The following is an 18,156-nucleotide window of genomic DNA, read 5'->3' as shown; positions in this document are numbered from 1 at the left end:
AGAGGATTCCTATGAAAAATAGCCAGGTCAAGCGCGCGCTCCGGCTCGGAGCCGTCATGTCGGCCGTGTTGCTTGCGTCGCACGCGCATGCGGACGGTTTCGACGCCGCCGATGCCGCCCGCGTGCCGAGCGGTCAGTTCGTCACGCCGCTCGCCGTGCGCGGCGCAGTCCAGCAATTCCTGAATCCCGGGCTGCCGGCCTATCCGCATTTCGTCGCGGGAGAAGCCGTGCGCTCGCAACTGAGCCCGGACGGCAAGACGCTGGCGATCATCACCGCCGGCCAGAACTCGCTGTACAAGCCGGACGGTTCGGTCGACACCGCGGCCTCGACGCAATTCATCTTCCTGTACGACGTCGCGGGCGCGAACAAGACGCGCCCGGTGCTCAGGCAGGTGCTTCAGCAGACCAACGCGTTCGTCGGCCTGGCGTTTTCGCATGACGGAAGCACGCTCTATGCGACCGGCGGCAGCGACGATGCGGTCTACGTCTACGCGCAGCAGGGCGGCGCGTGGGCGCTGTCGACGACGATCGCGCTCGGCCACGCCGGCAAGGGCGTCGGCATTCGCGTGCAGCCGAACGCGGCCGGGCTCGCGCTGTCGGCCGACGGCAAGACGCTCGTCGTCGCGAACAACTACAACGACTCGATCAGCGTGATCGATACCGCGACCCGCAACGTGCGCTACGAGCACGACCTGCGGCCGTTCTTCTCCGGCAACGAAGGCCGCAGCGGCGATGCCGGCGGCACGTTCCCGTTCGCGGTCGCGATGAAGGGCAACGGCGTCGCGTACGTGTCGTCGGATCGCGATCGCGAGATCGTCGCGATCGACGTGTCGTCGCCGTCCCGCGGCCGCCTGCTCAAGCGCATCAAGCTGGACGGCAATGCGCTCGGCATGACGCTCGACGCGTCGCAATCGAGGCTGTTCGTCGCGCAGGACAACGCCGACCAGGTCGCGGTGATCGACACGAACACCAACGCGGTCGTGACCCGGATCGACGCGCGCGCGCCGGCCGGCGTGCTGGCGCACGGCCAGGCGCACACGGGCGCGGCGACGTACGCGGTCACGCTGTCGCGCGATGGCCGCACGCTGTATGCGACCAATGCCGGCGCGAACGAAATCGCCGTGATCCCGCTCGTCGGCGAGCGCGCGTATCGCGTCACCGGCCTGATTCCGACCGCGTTCGAGCCGCACGACGTGACGTTCAGCGCCGACGGCACGTGGATGTACGTGGTGAACGGCAAGAGCACCACCGGCCCGAACCCGGACCACCTGTTCGGCGCGACGCCGGCGCAGGCCGCCGCGTCGCGCGCGTCGAACGAATACCAGTTCCAGCTCGAGCGCGCGTCGCTCGTGAGCGCGCCGGTACCGGCGGCCCACGAGCTGCCGACGCTGACGCAGCAGGCCGCGCGCAACAACTTCTATCGCCCGGAAGACAACGACAGGGACAACGAAGTGATGGGCTTCCTGCGCCGTCACATCAAGCACGTGATCTACGTCGTGAAGGAGAACCGCACGTTCGACCAGGTGCTCGGCGACATCGGCAACGGCGCCAACGGCGATCCGAAGCTCGCCCAGTTCGGCCGGAACATCACGCCGAACTTCCATCGCCTGGCGAGCCAGTTCGTGACGCTCGACAACTTCATGAACCCGGGCGACGGCAGCATGGACGGCTGGTCGTGGGCGCTGCAGGGGCGCGTCACCAACACCGAGACGATCACCCAGCAGATCAACTACGCGGCGGTCAATCGCGGCCTGTCGTACGAGAGCGAGGGCACGAACCGCAACGTGCCGGTGAACTGGGAGACGGTGCAGCAGCGCGATGCGGCGGCCGGCCCTGCCGGCACCACGAACTACAGCAACGCGGCCGCCGCCCTGCCGGGCGGCGCGGCGAACCTGCTGCCCGGCACCGGCAACCATGCGTCGTCCGACGCGCCGTTCGGCCGCCAGCGCGGCTACATCTTCGACGCGGTGCTGGCCGGCGGCGGCACGGTCCGCAACTACGGTTTCCTCGTGAACAACATCGGCAGCATCGGCACGGCCGCGAACCCGATCGTCGATCCGCACGCGGCCGGCGTCGTCCAGGCCGCGGCGCTCGACCCGCGGCTCGCGTCGATGACGGACGTGTATTTCCGCGGGTTCGACCAGAACTATCCGGACCAGTGGCGCCTCGACGAGTGGAAACGCGAGTTCGACCAGTACGTCGCGGGCGGCAACCTGCCGACGCTGTCGCTGGTGCGCCTGTCGCACGATCACATGGGGGCGTTCGGCACGGCGCTCGCCGGCGTGAACACGCCGGAGACGCAGCAGGCGGACAACGACCTGGCGGTCGGCCGGCTGGTCGAAGCCGTCGCGAAGAGCCCGTATGCGAACGACACGCTGATCGTCGTGACCGAGGACGACGTGCAGGACGGCCCCGACCACGTGGATTCGCATCGCGGGCCCGCGTACATCGTCGGGCCGTACGTGAAGCAGGGCGCGGTGATCCGGACGCGCTACAGCCAGGTCAATGCGCTGCGCACCATCGAGGACGTGCTCGGCACGCAGCACATGAACCTGAATACCGCGTACCAGCGGCCGATGACCGACGTGTTCGACGTGCACGGCCCGGCGTCGTGGACCTACACGGCCGTCGCGTCGACGGCGCTGAAGGGCACCGGGCTGCGCCTGGCCGAAGGGGCGGGCGAGAACCTGCTGCACTACGCGGCCGGGCCGGACGTCACGTCGAAGCATGACGCGGCGTACTGGGCGAAGGTGACGGCGAAGTTCGATTTCGACGATGCCGACGAGGTGCCGGCGGATCAGTTCAACCGCGTGTTGTGGAAGGGCATGATGGGATCGCAGCCGTATCCGAAGCTCAGGGGCGTGACGCAGAAGGTCGCGAGCCGCGACGACGACTGATCGTCCGGCTGGACGGTCTGCAAGCGGGCCCTCCCGGCGGGAGGGCCCGTGTTTTTTTGCGAGGTGTGCGGCGAGGGGCTGCGTCGGCGGCATTCGGTGCGCCACGTGTGCGGCCGGCCGGGCCGCGCGGCGTCATGCGTGCCATATCAGGTTCGCGCTGCTGTCCGTTTCGGAAAGGAGCCGGAACCCGAGCCGTTCGTAGAGGCGCCGCGCCGGGTTGCCGTGCAGCACGCTGAGCGATACGGGCACGGGCTCGCGCGCGGCTTCGCTCAGCAGTTCGCGCAGCACGGCTTCGCCGATGCCTCGGCCTTGTCGCGACGGGAGAATCTGGATCTGGTGGACGTGCCATTCGCCGGCGGCGCGCGTCACCTTCAGCAAGCCGATCGAGTCGGCATCGGCATCCGTGCCTTCGCAGACGATCATCGCATCGTCGAAATTCGCCGCGATGCGCTGGTGGTGCGCTGCGTCGTCGGTGGGTGCGCCGACGCGTTGCAGATGCTCGGTCATCGTGAGCCGGCGGAGCCTCAGCAGGAACGGCAGGTCGGCGGCAGACGCCGGGCGCAGGCGGATCGCAGGGGGCATGGTCGGAGCGCGTTCGAGAGCGGGTTCGATGGCATGCAGCGCATGATTCACGAGCGCGGCATGCCGGTCAAAGGCCGGGCAACTGGATTTGCCGCGCGGCCGGACGATGCTCGAGGACGTTCGTGACCTCGTATTCGGTCTTGGCTCCGTCGGCGGTCTGCCACTGCTGTACGCGCACGCTGCAGACGAGTACGTCGCCCTTGCTGAAGCTGATCTGGTTGTTGTCCACGCGCGTCAGGAAATTCGCATCGGTGATCGCGGCGTGGATCGTGGCGGCACCGTCGTAGAGACGCCATTTGTTGTCGTCCTTGAACGCGAGCGACACGATCGAAAACGCCATCTTGCGATGCTCGTCGAGGATCGGTACGTTGGCTTGCTCGGGTACGCGGAACCAGTCGACCTCGTCCCGGGTGACGGTCTCGAACACGTCCGTGTCGGTGCCGGCCGAGAAAATCGTCACGCCGTCGCGCGAAAGCGGCATGAGCGCACGGGTGGTCGCCTCCCGGACACTCACGTCCCGCAGCAGGGTGAGGACGGACAGTTCGATCTCGAGCGTTTCGCCATCGACGTGCAGCACGGCGGTGCGTTCGTTCATCCGAACGCGCTGGATCGGGCGGCCGCGTAACCACTTGAGTACCGCGAACAGGCCCGTTCCGACTTTCGGACCGGCAATGCCGAGCGCGGTCAGAATCGTGACGGCATTGGCGAGTGCCGCGCCTTCGCTGCCGCTCAGCATGTCGTGCATTCTGCCGAGGAGCGAGGTCGCGAGCGTGAAGTCGATGTCGAAGCTGCCGGTCTTGAAGCTGCCCCGGACGTTCACCTGTGGCCGAACCTGGTCTCCGCAGAGCGCCTTGGCCGAGGCCTCGAGCAAGTCGCCGACGGCGAGAAGGGCGGGCGCGAGTTCCCGCACGTCCATTTCGGACGATTCGAGTGCCGGCCCGTCATAGGTAATGCGAAAGTGGCTCATGTCGCCAAGTGTACCGGCCGCGGCGAAGCCGGCCGTGTTTCCGTTGCGGTTGATCATGCCGGATGGGTTGACTCGAAAGGCCATCGACGCGCGAAGCGCAATGCTTTCGTATACCTTTCGAATCATCCTGCGGTCAACCGGATACGTACGATTCTGGCCATCCGGCCGATGCGTCAAGCCCGCTCACGCGATCCGGTACACACGCATCGCGTTGTCATGCCAGATCGCGCGGCGCGCCGCATCGTCGAGGTCCGCCATCGCGCGGGCGAACGTGCGCAGCAGCGCCGGATACGACACCCGCAACCCCGCCACCGGAAAATTGCTCGCGAACAGGCAGCGCTGCAAGCCGAATATCGCGATCGTGTCGCGGATGATCCGCGCGTTGTCCGCGTCGTTCCACGCCGCATCGCGCAAGCCGAGTTCGGAGATCTTGACTGTCACGCGCGGCGAAGCGGCGAGCGCTTCCATGCCGCTGCGCCAGCGCGCGAGCCCCGCGTCCGAACGGTCCCACGGCAGCCCGGCATGTTCGAGCACGACGTCGACGCCGGGCGCGTCGGCCAGCAGCGCGGCCGCGTCGCCGAGATGCCAGAACGGCACGCGCAGGTCCCAGCTCAGGCCATGCGCGGCCAGGCGTTCCAGCGCGGCCGGCCAGCGCGGGTCGCGCAGCGTGCCGGGCCCGTCGACGGCCGCGTCCGGCGACGCAGCGGTGCGCGGCTTGAACCGCACGCCGCGCACGCGTGGCCATGCGGCCTGTTCGGCGAGCCGCTCGTGCGCGTCGTCGGCCAGCAGGTCGACCCACGCGACGACGGCCGACGGCAGCCCGTGCGCGGCCGCGACCTCGTGCAGCCAGCGTGTCTCCGCGAGCGCCTCGTCGCGCGCCCGTTCGGCCTCGACGTGCACGCTCGCGACGAGCGGCGCGCGTTGCGCGGCGTGCCGGTAGTCGTCCACGCCGAAATCGCGGCACAGCGCCGCGTAGTCGCCGAACATGAAGTGCGCCGGATCGTACCGGTCCTGCAGCCACGGGTAGTGCGCGCCCGCGCCGAGCTGCCAAAGGTGGTGATGCGCGTCGACGAGCGCCGCCGGCATCGCGTCGGGCGGCGGTGCGTCGTCGCGCCGCTCAGCGCGTGCCGGCGAGCACATACGACGCATCCGGTTCGCGCAGCGTCGGCAATGCACCGACGAACCGCCACGCATCGAGATCGAGCTCGCGCACGTAGTCGTCCTGGAACGACACGTACGCGACGCGCCGCGACGGATGGAACGACAGCGCGGTCGGGTTCGCGGGCAGCGCGACGCGTTCGATCTCTTCGAGCTGCCGCGCATCGAACACCGAGATCGACCGCTCGCCGGAATTGGTCAGCAGCAGCAGGTCGCGGCCGTCCGGCGCGGTGGTGCGGTAGATGCGGTTGGGATCGCTGCGGGTCTTCACGCGGCGGCCGCAGGTCATCGTGTCGGTGTCGATCTCGACGAGCGTGTCGTCGCCGCGATTCGCGACGAACAGCGTGCGCTCGTCGCTCGACAGCGCATTGCCTTCGGGACGCGGGCCGGGCATCACCGCACGCGGCGCGACGGTCGCGTCGCGCGGATGGAATTGCGTGACCGTGTTCGACAGCAGGTGCACGCCGTAGGCGCGGCTCGCATCGCGCGTGAGCGTCACGAGGTGCGTCTTCACGCCGCCGGACGGCACGGCCATGTTCGGCACGGCCTGCCGGGTCGGCGCGTCGAACACGAGCAGCATGTCGTGCGCCTCGCTCATCGCGTACAGCCGGCCGTCGCGATCGGCCGCCATCCCGTGCGGCCGGTAGTACGGCCACAGGTCCAGCATGCGCGTGTGCGTGCGCTCGACGAGATCGATCTCGGCGATCCGGTGATCGCCTTCATGGCCGCGCGACCACGCGGTCTCGATCCCGAAGATGCCGACGTACGCGAAGCGGTCGTTCACGTCGACGGTGAACTCGTGCGGGAAGTTCGGCAGCACGATGTGCTTGAGCGCGGCTTTCGTCTCGAGGTCGTAGAAGCTGAAGGTGTGGGCGCATTTCTGCACCAGCAACAGGATGTCGTTCATGGTGTGTCTCCGTTGATTCGTTCGCGCGTGCGCGCGTCGGTGTCGGTGCGTGTCCGGTCAGTCTTCGCAGCGCCTGGGCAGCGTCAGCGCGAGCAGACCGGCCACCGCGATCGTGACGGCGAGGCTGTACACGCCGGCGGCCGCGCTCACGTGCTGGGTCAGCACGCCGACCGCATACGGGCCGCAGAAGCCGCCGAGGTTGCCGAGCGCGTTGATCAGGCCGCGCGCGCTGCCGGCCGTCTCGACGCTGCACAGCTTCGGCGGAATCGCCCAGAACACGCCGGCCGCCGCCTGCAGGAAGAAGCCGCAACCGATCAGGAACGCGAACGACACGATCATCGACCCATGCGTGAGCACCGACAGCGCGAGGCACGCGGCAAAGCCGACGAGCGGCAGCAGCACGAACAGGCGGCGCTTGCCGGTCCGGTCCGACAAATACGACGTGGCGAACATCCCGATCACCATCGCGACATACGGCAGCATCGCGAGCAGGCCGACCTTGCCCATCCCGCCGTGCGTGAGGTTTTTAAGCAGGGTCGGCAACCACATCGTATAGCCGTAGATGCCGACCTGATAGCAGAAGTTGATCGCGATCAGCAGCCAGATCGTCGGGTTGCGCAGTATCGCGCCGAACGACGCGGCGGCCGGCGTGCCGGCGGCCTGCTTGCGCGCCTGTTCGTCGCGCAGCGCGTCGAGGATGTACGCCTTCTCGCGCGGCGACACCCAGCGCGCGGTTTCCGGGCTGTCGTCGGCGAACATCAGCCACGCGAACAGGCACAGCAGCGACAGCGCGCCGGCGCTGTAGAACAGGTGACGCCAGTCGTAAGCAGCGAGGATGAAGCCGGACAGCGGCGCGGTGATCATGCCGGCGAGCGGCACGAACATGATGACCATCGCGTTCGCGCGGCCGCGTTCGCGGTCGGGAAACCAGTGGCTGACCATCGTCAGCACGACCGGCAGCATCCCGCCTTCCGCCACGCCGAGCAGGAAGCGCAGCGCCAAAAGTTGCCACGTATGGGTGACGAGCCCGGTCAGCACCGACAGCACGGCCCAGCTCACGAGCGACCACGCGATGAGCTTCTTGCCGCTGCCGAGCGCGGCGCGCCGGCCCCCCGGAATCTGCAGGAACAGGTAGCCGAAGAAGAAGATGCCGCCGGCGAGGCCGGCCATCGTCGCGTTCATGCCGAGTTCGGCGTTCATCCCGCCCGGCATCGCGAACGCGATGTTCACGCGGTCCATGTACGAAACGATGCAGGCGAGCAGCAGCGGCGGAATCACGCGCAGCCAGCGGCGGCGCGGAATGGCATCGCCGGCTTCATAGGCCGGGGTGGCGGGGTTCAGCAGAGTCATGGTGTCTCCGATCCATGTGATGAGCGGCGGCGGCCTTCTGTCGGGCCGCCGTCACGCCGATGCGCAACGCAACGCGCGTTGCGGGTACGAAACGATGGCTAGCGGCCCCAGCGCAGCACGAGCGGATCGAGCCGCCGTGCCGCGTCGAGCAGGCCTGCACGCACCTGCGGATGCAGTTCGGGCCAGGGGGCGCGCGGCCGGTCGCACGCGATCACGCCGCCTTCCTTCAGCAGCGCCTTCGCGGTCAGGAAGCCCGACTGGCGGTTCTCGTAGTTGATCAGCGGCAGCCAGCGCGCGTATTGCTCGCACGCTTCGTCGCGGCGTCCGGCGAAATACGCGTCGGTGATGCGGCGGATGCCGTCCGGATAACCGCCGCCCGTCATCGCGCCGGTCGCGCCGGCATCGAGGTCGGCGAGCAGCGTGATGCCTTCCTCGCCGTCCCACGGCCCTTCGATCGCGTCGCCGCCGAGCGCGATCAGCTCGCGCAGCTTCGACGCGGCGCCGGGCGTCTCGATCTTGAAGTACGACACGGCGTCGATCTCGCGTGCGAGCGTCGCGAGCAGCGACGCCGGCAGCGCGACGCCGCTCGCGGGCGCGTCCTGGATCATCAGCGGAATGTCGAGGCCGTCGGCGACTTCGCGGAAGAACGCGCGGATCGATGCGTCGGGCACGCGGAACGTCGCGCCGTGGTACGGCGGCATCACCATCACCATCGCGGCACCGAGTGCCTGTGCGCGGCGGTTGCGTTCCGCGCAGATCCGCGCGCTGAAGTGCGACGTCGTGACGATCACCGGCACGCGGCCGGCGACGTGCTCGAGCGTCGTGCGCGTGATGAGGTCGCGTTCGTCGTCGCCGAGCGCGAACTGCTCCGAGTAGTTCGCGTGGATGCAGATGCCTTGCGAGCCGGCATCGATCATGAAGTCGAGGCAGCGGCGCTGGCCGTCGAGGTCGAGCGCGCCGTGCGCGTCGAAGATCGTCGGCGCAACCGGAAAGACGCCCTGGTAGCGTGCGTGCATGGGCGGCCTCACTCGACGATGTCGAACTGGTCGAGGAACTCGGTCTTCAGCGTGAGACCGAGGCCCGGGACGTCGTCGCGCAGCTGCAGGAAGCCGTTCTCGGCCACCGGCTCGCCATCGAAGATGTAATAGAACAGCTCGTTGCCGACTTCCACGTCGAACATCGGGAAGTACTCGCTCATCGGCGACGCGAGCGTGCTCATCGTCAGGTGATAGTTGTGCATCTGGCCCGCATGCGGAATCACCGGCACGCTGTACGCCTCGCACAGCGCGTTGATCTTGTGCGCCATCGTGATCCCGCCGACGCGGTTCGTGTCGTACTGCACGACCGACACGGCCTTGCGGTCGAGCAGCTGCTTGAAGCCGTACAGCGAGAACTCGTGCTCGCCGCCCGAGATCGGAATGCTCGTCAGCCGGTTCAGCTCCGCGTAGCCGTCGATGTCGTCGGCGATCACCGGCTCCTCGAGCCAGCGCGGCTGGTACTTCTCGAGCTTCGGCAGGATGCGCTTCGCATACTCGAGGTTCCAGCCCATGTAGCACTCGAGCATCAGGTCGTTGTCGTAGCCGATCACCTCGCGGATCGCCGCGACCGACTTCAGGTTCTCCACCACGCCCTGCTGGCCGTGCGCGGGCCCGTAGCCGAAGCGCATCTTGAACGCGCGGAAGCCTTCCTTCAGGTATTGCTGCGCTTCCTCCTGCATCGCCTTCAGGTCGGTGCGGTAGAGCTTCGAGTAGTAGCAGGGGATCCGCTCCTTGGTGCGGCCGCCGAGCAGCTTGAACACCGGCTTGCCGACGCTCTTGCCGAGGATGTCCCAGATCGCGATGTCGACCGCCGAGATCGCCGCCATGCCGATGCCCTTGCGGCCCCAGGCGTGGGTCGCGCGGTACATCCGCTGGTTCAGGTACTCGTAGTCCCACGGGTCCTGGCCGATCACGAGCGGCGCGAGGTACTGGTCGATGATCGCCTTCGCGACGTGCGGCGCGAGCGCGACGTTGCCGAGGCCGACGATGCCGTCGTCGGTCTCGACTTCCACGACCGTCCACGCATGGAAGCGGAACGTGCTCATGGTTTCCTGCGGCGCGTACAGCAGGTCCATCGCGTTCGAGCAGAAGTTGCCCTGCGGCGGAACGGTCTTGCCTTTCCACTGGAATACGCGGGCGCGCACGGAGCGGATCTTCATGTTGGTGTCTCCTGGAATCGATGTTGTCGTGTGTGTGTCGTGTGCGGCTGGCGCGCGAGCGTCACGCCGAAACGGTGCGGGTGCGGCGCGCGGCGCCCATGCGGCAAGCGATCTGCAGCGCCTGCCAGGTCGCGCCGACGTCGGCCGTGCCACGGCCCGCGATGTCGTACGCGGTGCCGTGCGCGGGCGTCGTGATCGGCACGGGCAGCCCGCCCTGCACGGTCACGCCGCGCGAGAAGCCGAGCAGCTTGATCGCGATCTGCCCCTGGTCGTGGTACATCGTGACGATCGCCTGGTAGTCGCCGGCCTGCGCCTTCAGGAAGATCGTGTCGGCAGGGAACGGGCCGTGGAACGGCGCGTCGGTCGGCCAGTCGCGCGACTGCAGCTTGCGCACGGCCGGCTCGATGATGTCGACTTCCTCGCGGCCGCAGCTGCCGCCGTCGCCGCCGTGCGGGTTGAACGCGGCGATCGCGACCTTCGGCGCCGCGACGCCGTTCGCGAGCAGCGACCGGTAGATCAGTTCGGATGCCTGTTCGATTCGCGCGACACTCAGCTGGGCCGCCGCATCCTTCAGCGGAATATGCGACGAGATGCGCGCGGTCCACAGCTCGCCGAGCGTGTTGAATTCGCAGAAGTAGCCGGTCACGCCGAGCGCGGCGGCGAAGTGGTGCAGCTCGTCGTCGTGCCGGAGCCCGCCGAGCTTCATCGCGTACTTGTTCAGCGGCGCAAAGCAGATCGCGTCGATGTCGCCGGCGAGCGCGGCGTCGAGGCACCGGTCGAGCACGGTCAGCGTCGAGCGGCCGCCGGCCGCGCCGGGCTGGCCGACGGTGACCTGCGCGCGATCGATCGTGTCGAGCGCGACGAACGCGGCGCGCGCGGTGGACGGTCGGCCGCGCACGGCGGCGAGCGATGCGACGGGTTCGACGTCGACCGTCACGCCGGCGACGCGCTGGCCGGCTTCCCACAGCCAGCGGTCGCCGATCAGCACGAGGTTGGCGCGGGACGTCGCGTCGGGCCGCGCGAGCAGTTTCGCGATCAGTTCGGCGCCGATGCCGGCGGGGTCGCCGAGGGTCAGCGCGACGACGGGCAGTGAAGCGGCGGGCAGTGCAGCGGCGGGCACGGCGGCGGCGGTCGTCATGCGGCGTCTCCGTGGCGGGCGGCGGGCGGTTGCATGTTCATGCGGTGTCTCCGGTGGCGGCGTGTGGCCGTTGGTGTATGGGGTTCATGCTAGGTAGACGGAATGAGTCGGTAAATTGAAAACTCTTGATGAATCGATAACCTGGAGTAATCGAAATGGGCTCGATCGATCGACGAGACTCGACTCCCCAATTGCTGAACCGGCTGCGGATGCGGCAGATCGCGCTGCTGCTCGCGGTGGATGAATGCTCGACGCTGCGCGCGGCCGCCGGGCAGCTCGGCCTCACGCAGCCGGCCGCGACGAAGATGCTGGCCGAACTGGAAAGCGCGCTCGGCCAGCGCCTCTTCGATCGCGTCGGGCGCGGGCTCGTGCTGAATCCGGCCGGCGAGCGCGTGCTCGGCTATTTCCGCGGGATTCGCGGCAGCATGGAGGCGCTCAATCGCGAGCTCGGCGAACTGCAGCTCGGCAGCGCGGGGCGGCTCGCGATCGGCAGCATCATGGCGGCGTCGCCGGGGCGGCTCACCGAGGCGCTGGTGCAGCTGAAGGCGCGCTATCCGCTGCTGGCGATCGACATCGCGGTCGATACCAGCGACCGGCTGATGCCGCAGTTGCGCGAAGGCGTGCTCGAGGTGGTGATCGGCCGCAACGTCGGCACCGATTGCGACTTCCGCGTGGTGGACGACGAGGCGCTCGCGATCATCGCGGGCCGCGACCATCCGCTCGCGGGCGCGGGGCCGGTCGAATTCGACGCGCTGCTCGAGTACACGTGGATCCTGCAGCCGGCCGGCAGCCCGGCGCGCGAGGTGGTCGAGCGCGAGTTCCGCGCGCGTCACCAGCCGATGCCGCGCGGGCTCGTCGAAACGGGGTCGATCCTGACGACGATGAACCTCGTCGACCGTTCGCGGATGCTCGGCGTGATTCCGTTGACCGTCGCGCAGCGCAACGCGGAGCACAGGCTGGTTGCGATCCTCGATTACGAACTCGACCAGAAGCTGCCGTCGTATGGCAGCCTCGTGCGGCGTGATCGGCCGCTGAGCATTCCGGCGCAGCAGTTTCTGGCGCTGTTCCATCGGGAAGGCGGCCAGGGCGCGGGCGATTGATGGAAGGCGGGGCGGCTACGTTGTGGCGTCACGCACCGGCGAGCTTCGCTCGCGGTGCGTGATGACGGCGATCAGGGCAGGTCGGGACAATCCACGCCGAGCCGGACCAAGCCAGATACCGCGCGGCGCACCGCCGCCACCCCGCTTCAGCGTGCCGACGGCGCGGCCGGCGCTTCGGCGAGCGACGGCGTCGATGCCGACAACGCGCGATCCGGCCGGATCCGCAGCGCGGCGACGATGCCGATCAGCAGCATCGCGACCGACCCGACGAACGGCACCGTCCAGCTGCCGGTGTGGTCGACGAGATAGCCGAACAGGATCGGCGACAGGATCCCCGCGATTGCGGAACCCGCATTCATCATCCCGCTCGCGATGCCCGCGTGCGTCGGCGCGATGTCGCTCGGCACGGCCCAGATCGGCCCGATCGTCAGTTCGAGGCACAGGAACGACCCGGACAGGCACAGCGCGATGCCGGCCGTCGAATGCACGAACGCGAGCGGCAGCATGCAGGCGAGCGCGCCGGTGAAGCTCGCGACGATCACGCTCTGGCGCGACAGCGCGAGGTTGCCGGTCTTGCGGTAGATGCGGTCGCACAGCCAGCCGCCGAGCGTGTCGCCGACGACGCCCGCGAAGAACACGCCGGACGCGAACAGCGCGGTGGACTTCAGGTCGAGGCCCTTGCCGTTCAGGAAGAACGTCGGCAGCCACGTGAAGAACAGCCAGGCGGTCCAGCCGTAGCAGAAGTACACGAAGATCGTCGGCGCCATCCGGCGGAACAGCGGGCCCCACGGCGTCGGACCCGGCGCCGGTGCCGGCCGGGCGGCGATGGTGGCGGCGGCGGTGGCGCGTGCGCGGTGCGCGTCGTGGTCGCCGCCGTCGCCGACCGGATACTCGCGAAAGCCGACGATCCACCACACGAGCCACACCAGCGTCACCGCGCCGATCACGAAGAACGCCGCGCGCCACGACAGCCACGTCATCAGCGCGGCGACGATCGGCGGCGTGACCGCGTTGCCGAGCCGCGAGAACGAATGCGTGAAGCCCTGCACGACGCCGCGCCGTTCGCGCGTGAACCAGTGCGTGATCGCGCGGGCCTGCGCGGGCAGCGTCGCGCCTTCGCCGATCCCGAGCAGCAGGCGCGCGGCGAACAGCAGCGCGAGGCTGTGCACGAGCCCGGTCATGAAGGTCGACGCGACCCAGATCAGCCCGCAGCCGATCAGCGTGATGCGGGCGCCGAAGCGGTCGGCGATCCAGCCGCCGAAGATCTGGCAGATCGCGTACGAATACGCGAACGCGGAGAACGCGATGCCGAGTTCGGTGTTCGACAGCCCGAGTTCGGCCTTGATCGCACCGGCCGCGGTCGCGAGGTTCACGCGGTCGACGTAGAGGATGAACGAAAGCGCGCACAGCAGCCACAGCGTGTGGCGTCGTTGACGGTGATCGGTCGGCATGTGTCTCACTCCATTCTTGTGCGCGTCGTTGCAATGACGCCGCGTTCACTGGCCGGGCCAGCATCGCGCGCCGGAGGAGGCATCGTCTACTGAATCTTTTGGATCAATCGATAACCTGCGGTGTTCGGTTTCGCCGCATTCGGGTGCCGGCTCGGGGCGCCGTGCGGGTTTTCCACGAACGGTTGCGGCATGATGCGGGATGGCCGCGCACGGACACGACGCACGGCATGGGTCGAACGCGTTTCGACGCCGGTGCGGTCATGATGCAGTGACGCGGCGCAATCGCACAGTCGGGAATGGACGGACATGGAACAACGACTTTCACGCCACCGGGACAACCGCTTCTGGCAACTCCAGCCGGTGAAATGGTGGATCCAGGGGCACGGCCGCGACGGCTATTCGTTCCGGCTGCTGCTGATTCCGCTGCTTGCCGTGTTCGTGCTCGAGTTCGTGTGCGTGATGCTCGACGCGCTGTTCAGCGCGCTCATCGTGAGCGGTGCGATGACGCTGTTCCTCGGGATCGCAGGGTATTACGGCGCGAAGCGCGAATGGCTGGTGCCGTCCGCGCCGGCGCGCGCGCTCGTGAAGGCGCGTACCAAGCAGGCGGCCGAGCGATCTATCGGCTCGCCATTGCCGGCTTGGTGTTCATCGCGGGCGTTTGTAAAGAAGCCACGGCGCGCGGACCGAACGACGCGTGCCTGTTGAACCGGCACGCGTCGTCACACTCAGATGTGGCCCAGCAGCACGAGTATCACGACGACGACGACGATCAGCCCGAGAGAGCCCGATGGCCAGTAGCCCCAGCTTCGGCTGTGCGGCCACGCTGGAAACGCCCCGATCAGCAGCAGAATCAGAACGATGATAAGGATTGTACCGAGCATCGTGCCCCTCCTGAATTTGTTCGACATGACGGTGCCTGCTGGCGCAATTCCCGTGCCGCGATGCACGCCCATCGGCGCAACCCGGCGAAAGCGCACTGTTTGGATACCGGAATTCATGAGATGAATAGCGTCCGATTCAGAAAATAAATTTCAAAAATGCGGACCCGGTCGCTATGCTGATCCTTCGGTTTCATTCAGGCGGAACAGGCAATGGCTGAACTCTTTCTGGTACGGCACGGGCAGGCGTCGTTCGGCACGGACGACTACGACCGGCTGTCCGCCGCGGGCGAGCAGCAGGGCGTCTGGCTCGGCGAATACTTCGCGCGGCAGGGCCTGACGTTCGATCGCGTGATCTGCGGCACGATGAACCGGCATGCGCAGACGGTCGCCGCGATCCTGCGCGGAATGGGCCGCGACGGCGTGGTGGTCGACCGCCATCCCGGCCTGAACGAATACGACTTCCACGGGCTGTTCGCGGCGGCGGCGAACGACTATCCGGAGATCGCGCGGCTCGCGGCCGGCTCGATGAAGGAGCACTTTCGCGCGCTGCGGCAGGTGCTGCACCTGTGGGCCGACGACAAGCTCGGCGACACCGCGCCCGAAACCTGGGCGCATTTCCAGCAGCGCGTCGCCGACGCGCGCGCCGCGATCCGCGGCGGCGGCAGCCAGCGCGTGCTCGCGGTGAGCTCCGGCGGCCCGATCGCGGTGACCGTGCAGCAGGTGCTCGCCGCACCGCCATCGAGCGCGATCGCGCTGAACCTGCAGATCCGCAACAGCAGTCTTTCGCAGTTTTTCTTCAACGCCGAAGCGTTCCACCTTGCGTCGTTCAACGGCATCCCGCATCTCGAGGATCCCGAACGGCACACGTGGCGCACCTACGGCTGACCCCACGAACGATCGCGACGATGACGAATCCTTCCCAGCCCCTCGACGTAGCCCGCCTCACGCGCTATCTGGAAGCGCACGTGCCGGGTTTCGAAGGCCCGCTCGACATGGAGAAGTTTGCCGGCGGCCAGTCGAACCCGACCTTCCTGCTGCATGCGAAGAGCGGCCGTTACGTGCTGCGCCGCCAGCCGCCCGGCGAGCTGCTGAAATCCGCGCATGCGGTCGATCGCGAATTCCGCGTGCTGAGTGCGCTGTCGGGCACCGCGGTGCCGGTCGCGCATCCATATCACCTCTGCGAAGACCGCGACGTGATCGGCAGCCTGTTCTACGTGATGAGCTTCGAGGACGGCCGGATCTTCTGGGATCCGGCGCTGCCGGAGCTGCCGAAGGCCGAGCGCGCGACCTGCTACGACGCGCTGCTGCGCACGATGGCCGCGCTGCACGACGTGGACGTCGACGCGGTGGGCCTTGCCGACTACGGCCGCCCCGGCAACTACTTCGAGCGCCAGATCGGCGTCTGGACGAAGCAGTATCGCGCGGCGGAAACCGAGCGCCTCGACGCGATGGAGACGCTGATCGAGTGGCTGCCGAAGGCGTGCCCGGCGGACACCGGCCGGCCCGCGCTGGTGCACGGCGATTTTCGGATCGACAACCTGATGTTCGCGCGCGACGGCTATCGCGTGCAGGCCGTGCTCGACTGGGAACTGTCGACGCTCGGCAACCCGCTCGCCGATCTCGCGTATTTCTGCATGTGCCTGCGGCTGCCGTCGGGCGGCCAGGTGCGCGGGCTCGCGGGCCAGGATCGTGCGGAACTCGGCATTCCTGACGAAGCGGCGATCGTCGCGCGCTATTGCGAGCTGCGCGGCATCGAGCCGATCCGCGACTGGCATTTCTATCTCGCGTTCAGTTTCTTCCGGCTCGCGGCGATCGCGCAGGGCGTGAAGGCGCGCGCGCTGCAGGGCAACGCGTCGAGCGAGCAGGCGCTGCGCGTCGGCGCGATGGCCGGCCGGCTGGCCGAGATGGCCGTCGACGTGATCGGCGCGCCGCGCTGACCGCGACGGAAGCGCCGCGCGGCGGCACGACAACACATCAATGGAGGAGCACAGCAACATGGCAACGAATCTGTTCGACCTGACGGGCAAGATCGCGCTGGTGACGGGCGCGAGCCGCGGCATCGGCGAGGAAATCGCGAAGCTGCTCGCGCAGCAGGGCGCGCACGTGATCGTGTCGAGCCGCAAGCTCGACGACTGCCAGGCGGTGGCGGACGAAATCGTCGCGGCGGGCGGCCGCGCCGAAGCGCTGGCGTGCCACGTCGGGCGGCTGGAGGACATCGCCGCGACGTTCGAGACGATCCGCGGCAAGCATGGTCGGCTCGACATCCTCGTGAACAACGCGGCTGCGAATCCGTATTTCGGGCACATCCTCGACACCGATCTCGCCGCGTACGAAAAGACCGTCGACGTGAACATCCGCGGCTACTTCTTCATGTCGGTCGAGGCCGGCAAGCTGATGAAGGCGCAGGGCGGCGGCGCGATCGTCAACACCGCGTCGGTGAATGCGCTGCAGCCGGGCGACCGGCAAGGCATCTACTCGATCACGAAGGCCGCGGTCGTCAACATGACGAAGGCGTTCGCGAAGGAGTGCGGGCCGTTCGGCATCCGCGTGAACGCGCTGCTGCCGGGCCTCACCAAGACGAAGTTCGCGGGCGCGCTGTTCGCCGACAAGGACATCTACGAAACCTGGATGACGAAGATCCCGCTGCGCCGCCACGCGGAGCCGCGCGAGATGGCCGGCACGGTGCTGTATCTCGTGTCCGATGCGGCGAGCTACACGAACGGCGGATGCATCGTCGTCGACGGCGGCCTGACGATCTGAGCGCGCGATGAAAATCGACAGCTATGCCGGGCAGAGCGTGATGATCACCGGCGCCGCGAGCGGCTTCGGTGCGCTGCTCGCGAGCGAGCTGGCCGCGATGGGCGCGCGGCTCGCGCTCGGCGACCTGAACGAAGCGGCGCTCGAACGCGTGGCCGCGGGGCTGCGCGCAGCCGGCGCCGACGTGATCGCGCAGCGCTGCGACGTGCGCGTCGAAGCCGACGTCGCGTTGCTGGTCCAGGCGGCGGTCGCGGGCTTCGAACGGCTCGACGTCGGCATCAACAATGCCGGCATCGCCCCGCCGATGAAGGCGCTGATCGATACCGACGAAGCCGATCTCGACCTGAGCTTCGCGGTGAACGCGAAGGGCGTGTTCTTTGCGATGAAGCACCAGATTCGCCAGATGCTCGCGCAACGCGAAGGCGTGATCCTGAACGTCGCGTCGATGGCAGGGCTCGGCGGCGCGCCGAAGCTGGCCGCCTATGCGGCGTCGAAACACGCGGTGGTCGGGCTCACGAAGACGGCCGCGCTTGAATACGCGCGCCACGGCATTCGCGTGAACGCGGTGTGCCCGTTCTACAGCGCGACGCCGATGGTCACCGACAGCGACCTCGGCGCGCGCCAGGACTTTCTCGCGCAGGGCTCGCCGATGAAGCGGCTCGGCCGGCCCGAGGAAATCGTCGCGACGATGCTCACGCTGTGCGCGAAGGAAAACACCTATCTGACCGGGCAGGCCGTCGCCGTCGACGGCGGTGTCTCGGCCTTCTGAAC

At 68.2% G+C, this 18,156-nt stretch carries 16 protein-coding genes and 1 pseudogene; 7 read left to right on the top strand and 10 right to left on the bottom strand.

The window, feature by feature from the left end; genetic code table 11:
- Nucleotides 1–11 precede the first annotated feature (11 nt).
- A complete protein-coding gene (locus tag U4Z64_RS21545; RefSeq protein WP_321821026.1) occupies nucleotides 12–2,897 on the top strand; it encodes a bifunctional YncE family protein/alkaline phosphatase family protein in 2,886 nt (961 codons plus the stop codon).
- A 132-nt stretch (nucleotides 2,898–3,029) separates the two neighbouring features.
- On the opposite strand, the gene U4Z64_RS21540 is transcribed toward U4Z64_RS21545, so the two are convergent.
- From U4Z64_RS21540 to U4Z64_RS21505, 8 genes are all read right to left on the bottom strand, one after another.
- Complete coding sequence (locus U4Z64_RS21540) at nucleotides 3,030–3,479, bottom strand: GNAT family N-acetyltransferase (protein ID WP_321821025.1); 450 nt, start codon at nucleotides 3,477–3,479, stop codon at nucleotides 3,030–3,032.
- Nucleotides 3,480–3,546: 67 nt separating this feature from the next.
- Nucleotides 3,547–4,503, bottom strand: coding sequence for a hypothetical protein (locus U4Z64_RS21535; protein WP_321821024.1), 957 nt, complete (start codon nucleotides 4,501–4,503; stop codon nucleotides 3,547–3,549).
- A gap of 126 nt (nucleotides 4,504–4,629) precedes the next feature.
- Entirely contained in the window at nucleotides 4,630–5,586 is a 957-nt protein-coding gene (locus U4Z64_RS21530) for an amidohydrolase family protein (RefSeq protein ID WP_321821023.1), read from the bottom strand.
- Nucleotides 5,564–6,511 (bottom strand): YncE family protein, encoded by a 948-nt coding sequence (locus U4Z64_RS21525; protein ID WP_044847506.1) that lies wholly within the window; start codon nucleotides 6,509–6,511, stop codon nucleotides 5,564–5,566. Before U4Z64_RS21525 ends, U4Z64_RS21530 begins: the two co-directional genes overlap by 23 nt.
- A 57-nt stretch (nucleotides 6,512–6,568) precedes the next feature.
- On the bottom strand, nucleotides 6,569–7,861 hold the full coding sequence (locus U4Z64_RS21520) for an MFS transporter (RefSeq protein WP_321821022.1): 1,293 nt from the start codon (nucleotides 7,859–7,861) through the stop codon (nucleotides 6,569–6,571).
- Between the two features lie 98 nt (nucleotides 7,862–7,959).
- Entirely contained in the window at nucleotides 7,960–8,877 is a 918-nt protein-coding gene (locus U4Z64_RS21515) for a dihydrodipicolinate synthase family protein (RefSeq protein WP_124487124.1), read from the bottom strand.
- 8 nt (nucleotides 8,878–8,885) lie between these two features.
- Nucleotides 8,886–10,058 carry an L-rhamnonate dehydratase gene (locus tag U4Z64_RS21510; RefSeq protein ID WP_321821021.1) on the bottom strand — a complete coding sequence of 391 codons (1,173 nt, stop codon included), beginning with the start codon at nucleotides 10,056–10,058 and terminating at the stop codon, nucleotides 8,886–8,888.
- Between the two features lie 61 nt (nucleotides 10,059–10,119).
- The gene (locus tag U4Z64_RS21505) at nucleotides 10,120–11,196 is read right to left on the bottom strand and encodes a 4-hydroxythreonine-4-phosphate dehydrogenase PdxA (RefSeq protein ID WP_321821020.1); all 1,077 of its coding nucleotides are present in this window, start codon (nucleotides 11,194–11,196) and stop codon (nucleotides 10,120–10,122) included.
- Nucleotides 11,197–11,351: 155 nt separating this feature from the next.
- Between U4Z64_RS21505 and U4Z64_RS21500 the strand changes: the two genes are divergently transcribed.
- Nucleotides 11,352–12,296 (top strand): LysR family transcriptional regulator, encoded by a 945-nt coding sequence (locus U4Z64_RS21500; RefSeq protein WP_321821019.1) that lies wholly within the window; start codon nucleotides 11,352–11,354, stop codon nucleotides 12,294–12,296.
- Between the two features lie 146 nt (nucleotides 12,297–12,442).
- Here U4Z64_RS21500 and U4Z64_RS21495 read toward each other — a convergent pair whose 3' ends face one another.
- Entirely contained in the window at nucleotides 12,443–13,747 is a 1,305-nt protein-coding gene (locus U4Z64_RS21495) for an MFS transporter (RefSeq protein WP_321796075.1), read from the bottom strand.
- A 306-nt stretch (nucleotides 13,748–14,053) separates the two neighbouring features.
- Between U4Z64_RS21495 and U4Z64_RS21490 the strand changes: the two are divergent.
- Nucleotides 14,054–14,362, top strand: a pseudogene (locus U4Z64_RS21490) (hypothetical protein); the annotation flags it as partial.
- Nucleotides 14,363–14,472: 110 nt separating this feature from the next.
- Here the strand turns inward: U4Z64_RS21490 and U4Z64_RS21485 are convergent.
- Entirely contained in the window at nucleotides 14,473–14,628 is a 156-nt protein-coding gene (locus U4Z64_RS21485) for a DUF3309 family protein (RefSeq protein ID WP_124520972.1), read from the bottom strand.
- Between the two features lie 210 nt (nucleotides 14,629–14,838).
- Here U4Z64_RS21485 and U4Z64_RS21480 point away from each other — a divergent pair, with 210 nt between their 5' ends.
- Genes U4Z64_RS21480 through U4Z64_RS21465 form a run of 4 tightly spaced genes read left to right on the top strand, consistent with a single transcriptional unit; the run spans nucleotide 14,839 to nucleotide 18,154 of the window.
- Nucleotides 14,839–15,513 carry a histidine phosphatase family protein gene (locus tag U4Z64_RS21480; protein WP_321821018.1) on the top strand — a complete coding sequence of 225 codons (675 nt, stop codon included), beginning with the start codon at nucleotides 14,839–14,841 and terminating at the stop codon, nucleotides 15,511–15,513.
- A gap of 20 nt (nucleotides 15,514–15,533) precedes the next feature.
- On the top strand, nucleotides 15,534–16,565 hold the full coding sequence (locus U4Z64_RS21475) for a phosphotransferase (protein WP_321821017.1): 1,032 nt from the start codon (nucleotides 15,534–15,536) through the stop codon (nucleotides 16,563–16,565).
- 58 nt (nucleotides 16,566–16,623) lie between these two features.
- Nucleotides 16,624–17,388, top strand: a complete 765-nt coding sequence (locus U4Z64_RS21470; RefSeq protein WP_321821016.1) for an SDR family oxidoreductase — start codon at nucleotides 16,624–16,626, stop codon at nucleotides 17,386–17,388.
- Between the two features lie 7 nt (nucleotides 17,389–17,395).
- On the top strand, nucleotides 17,396–18,154 hold the full coding sequence (locus U4Z64_RS21465) for a glucose 1-dehydrogenase (RefSeq protein ID WP_321821015.1): 759 nt from the start codon (nucleotides 17,396–17,398) through the stop codon (nucleotides 18,152–18,154).
- Nucleotides 18,155–18,156: the final 2 nt, after the last annotated feature.

This window comes from Burkholderia sp. BCC1996 (genome assembly GCF_905339955.1).
In the GTDB taxonomy this organism is placed as follows: domain Bacteria; phylum Pseudomonadota; class Gammaproteobacteria; order Burkholderiales; family Burkholderiaceae; genus Burkholderia.
The sequence above is the reverse complement of the archived record's forward strand: the minus strand, read 5'-3'. Positions and strand labels throughout refer to the sequence as shown.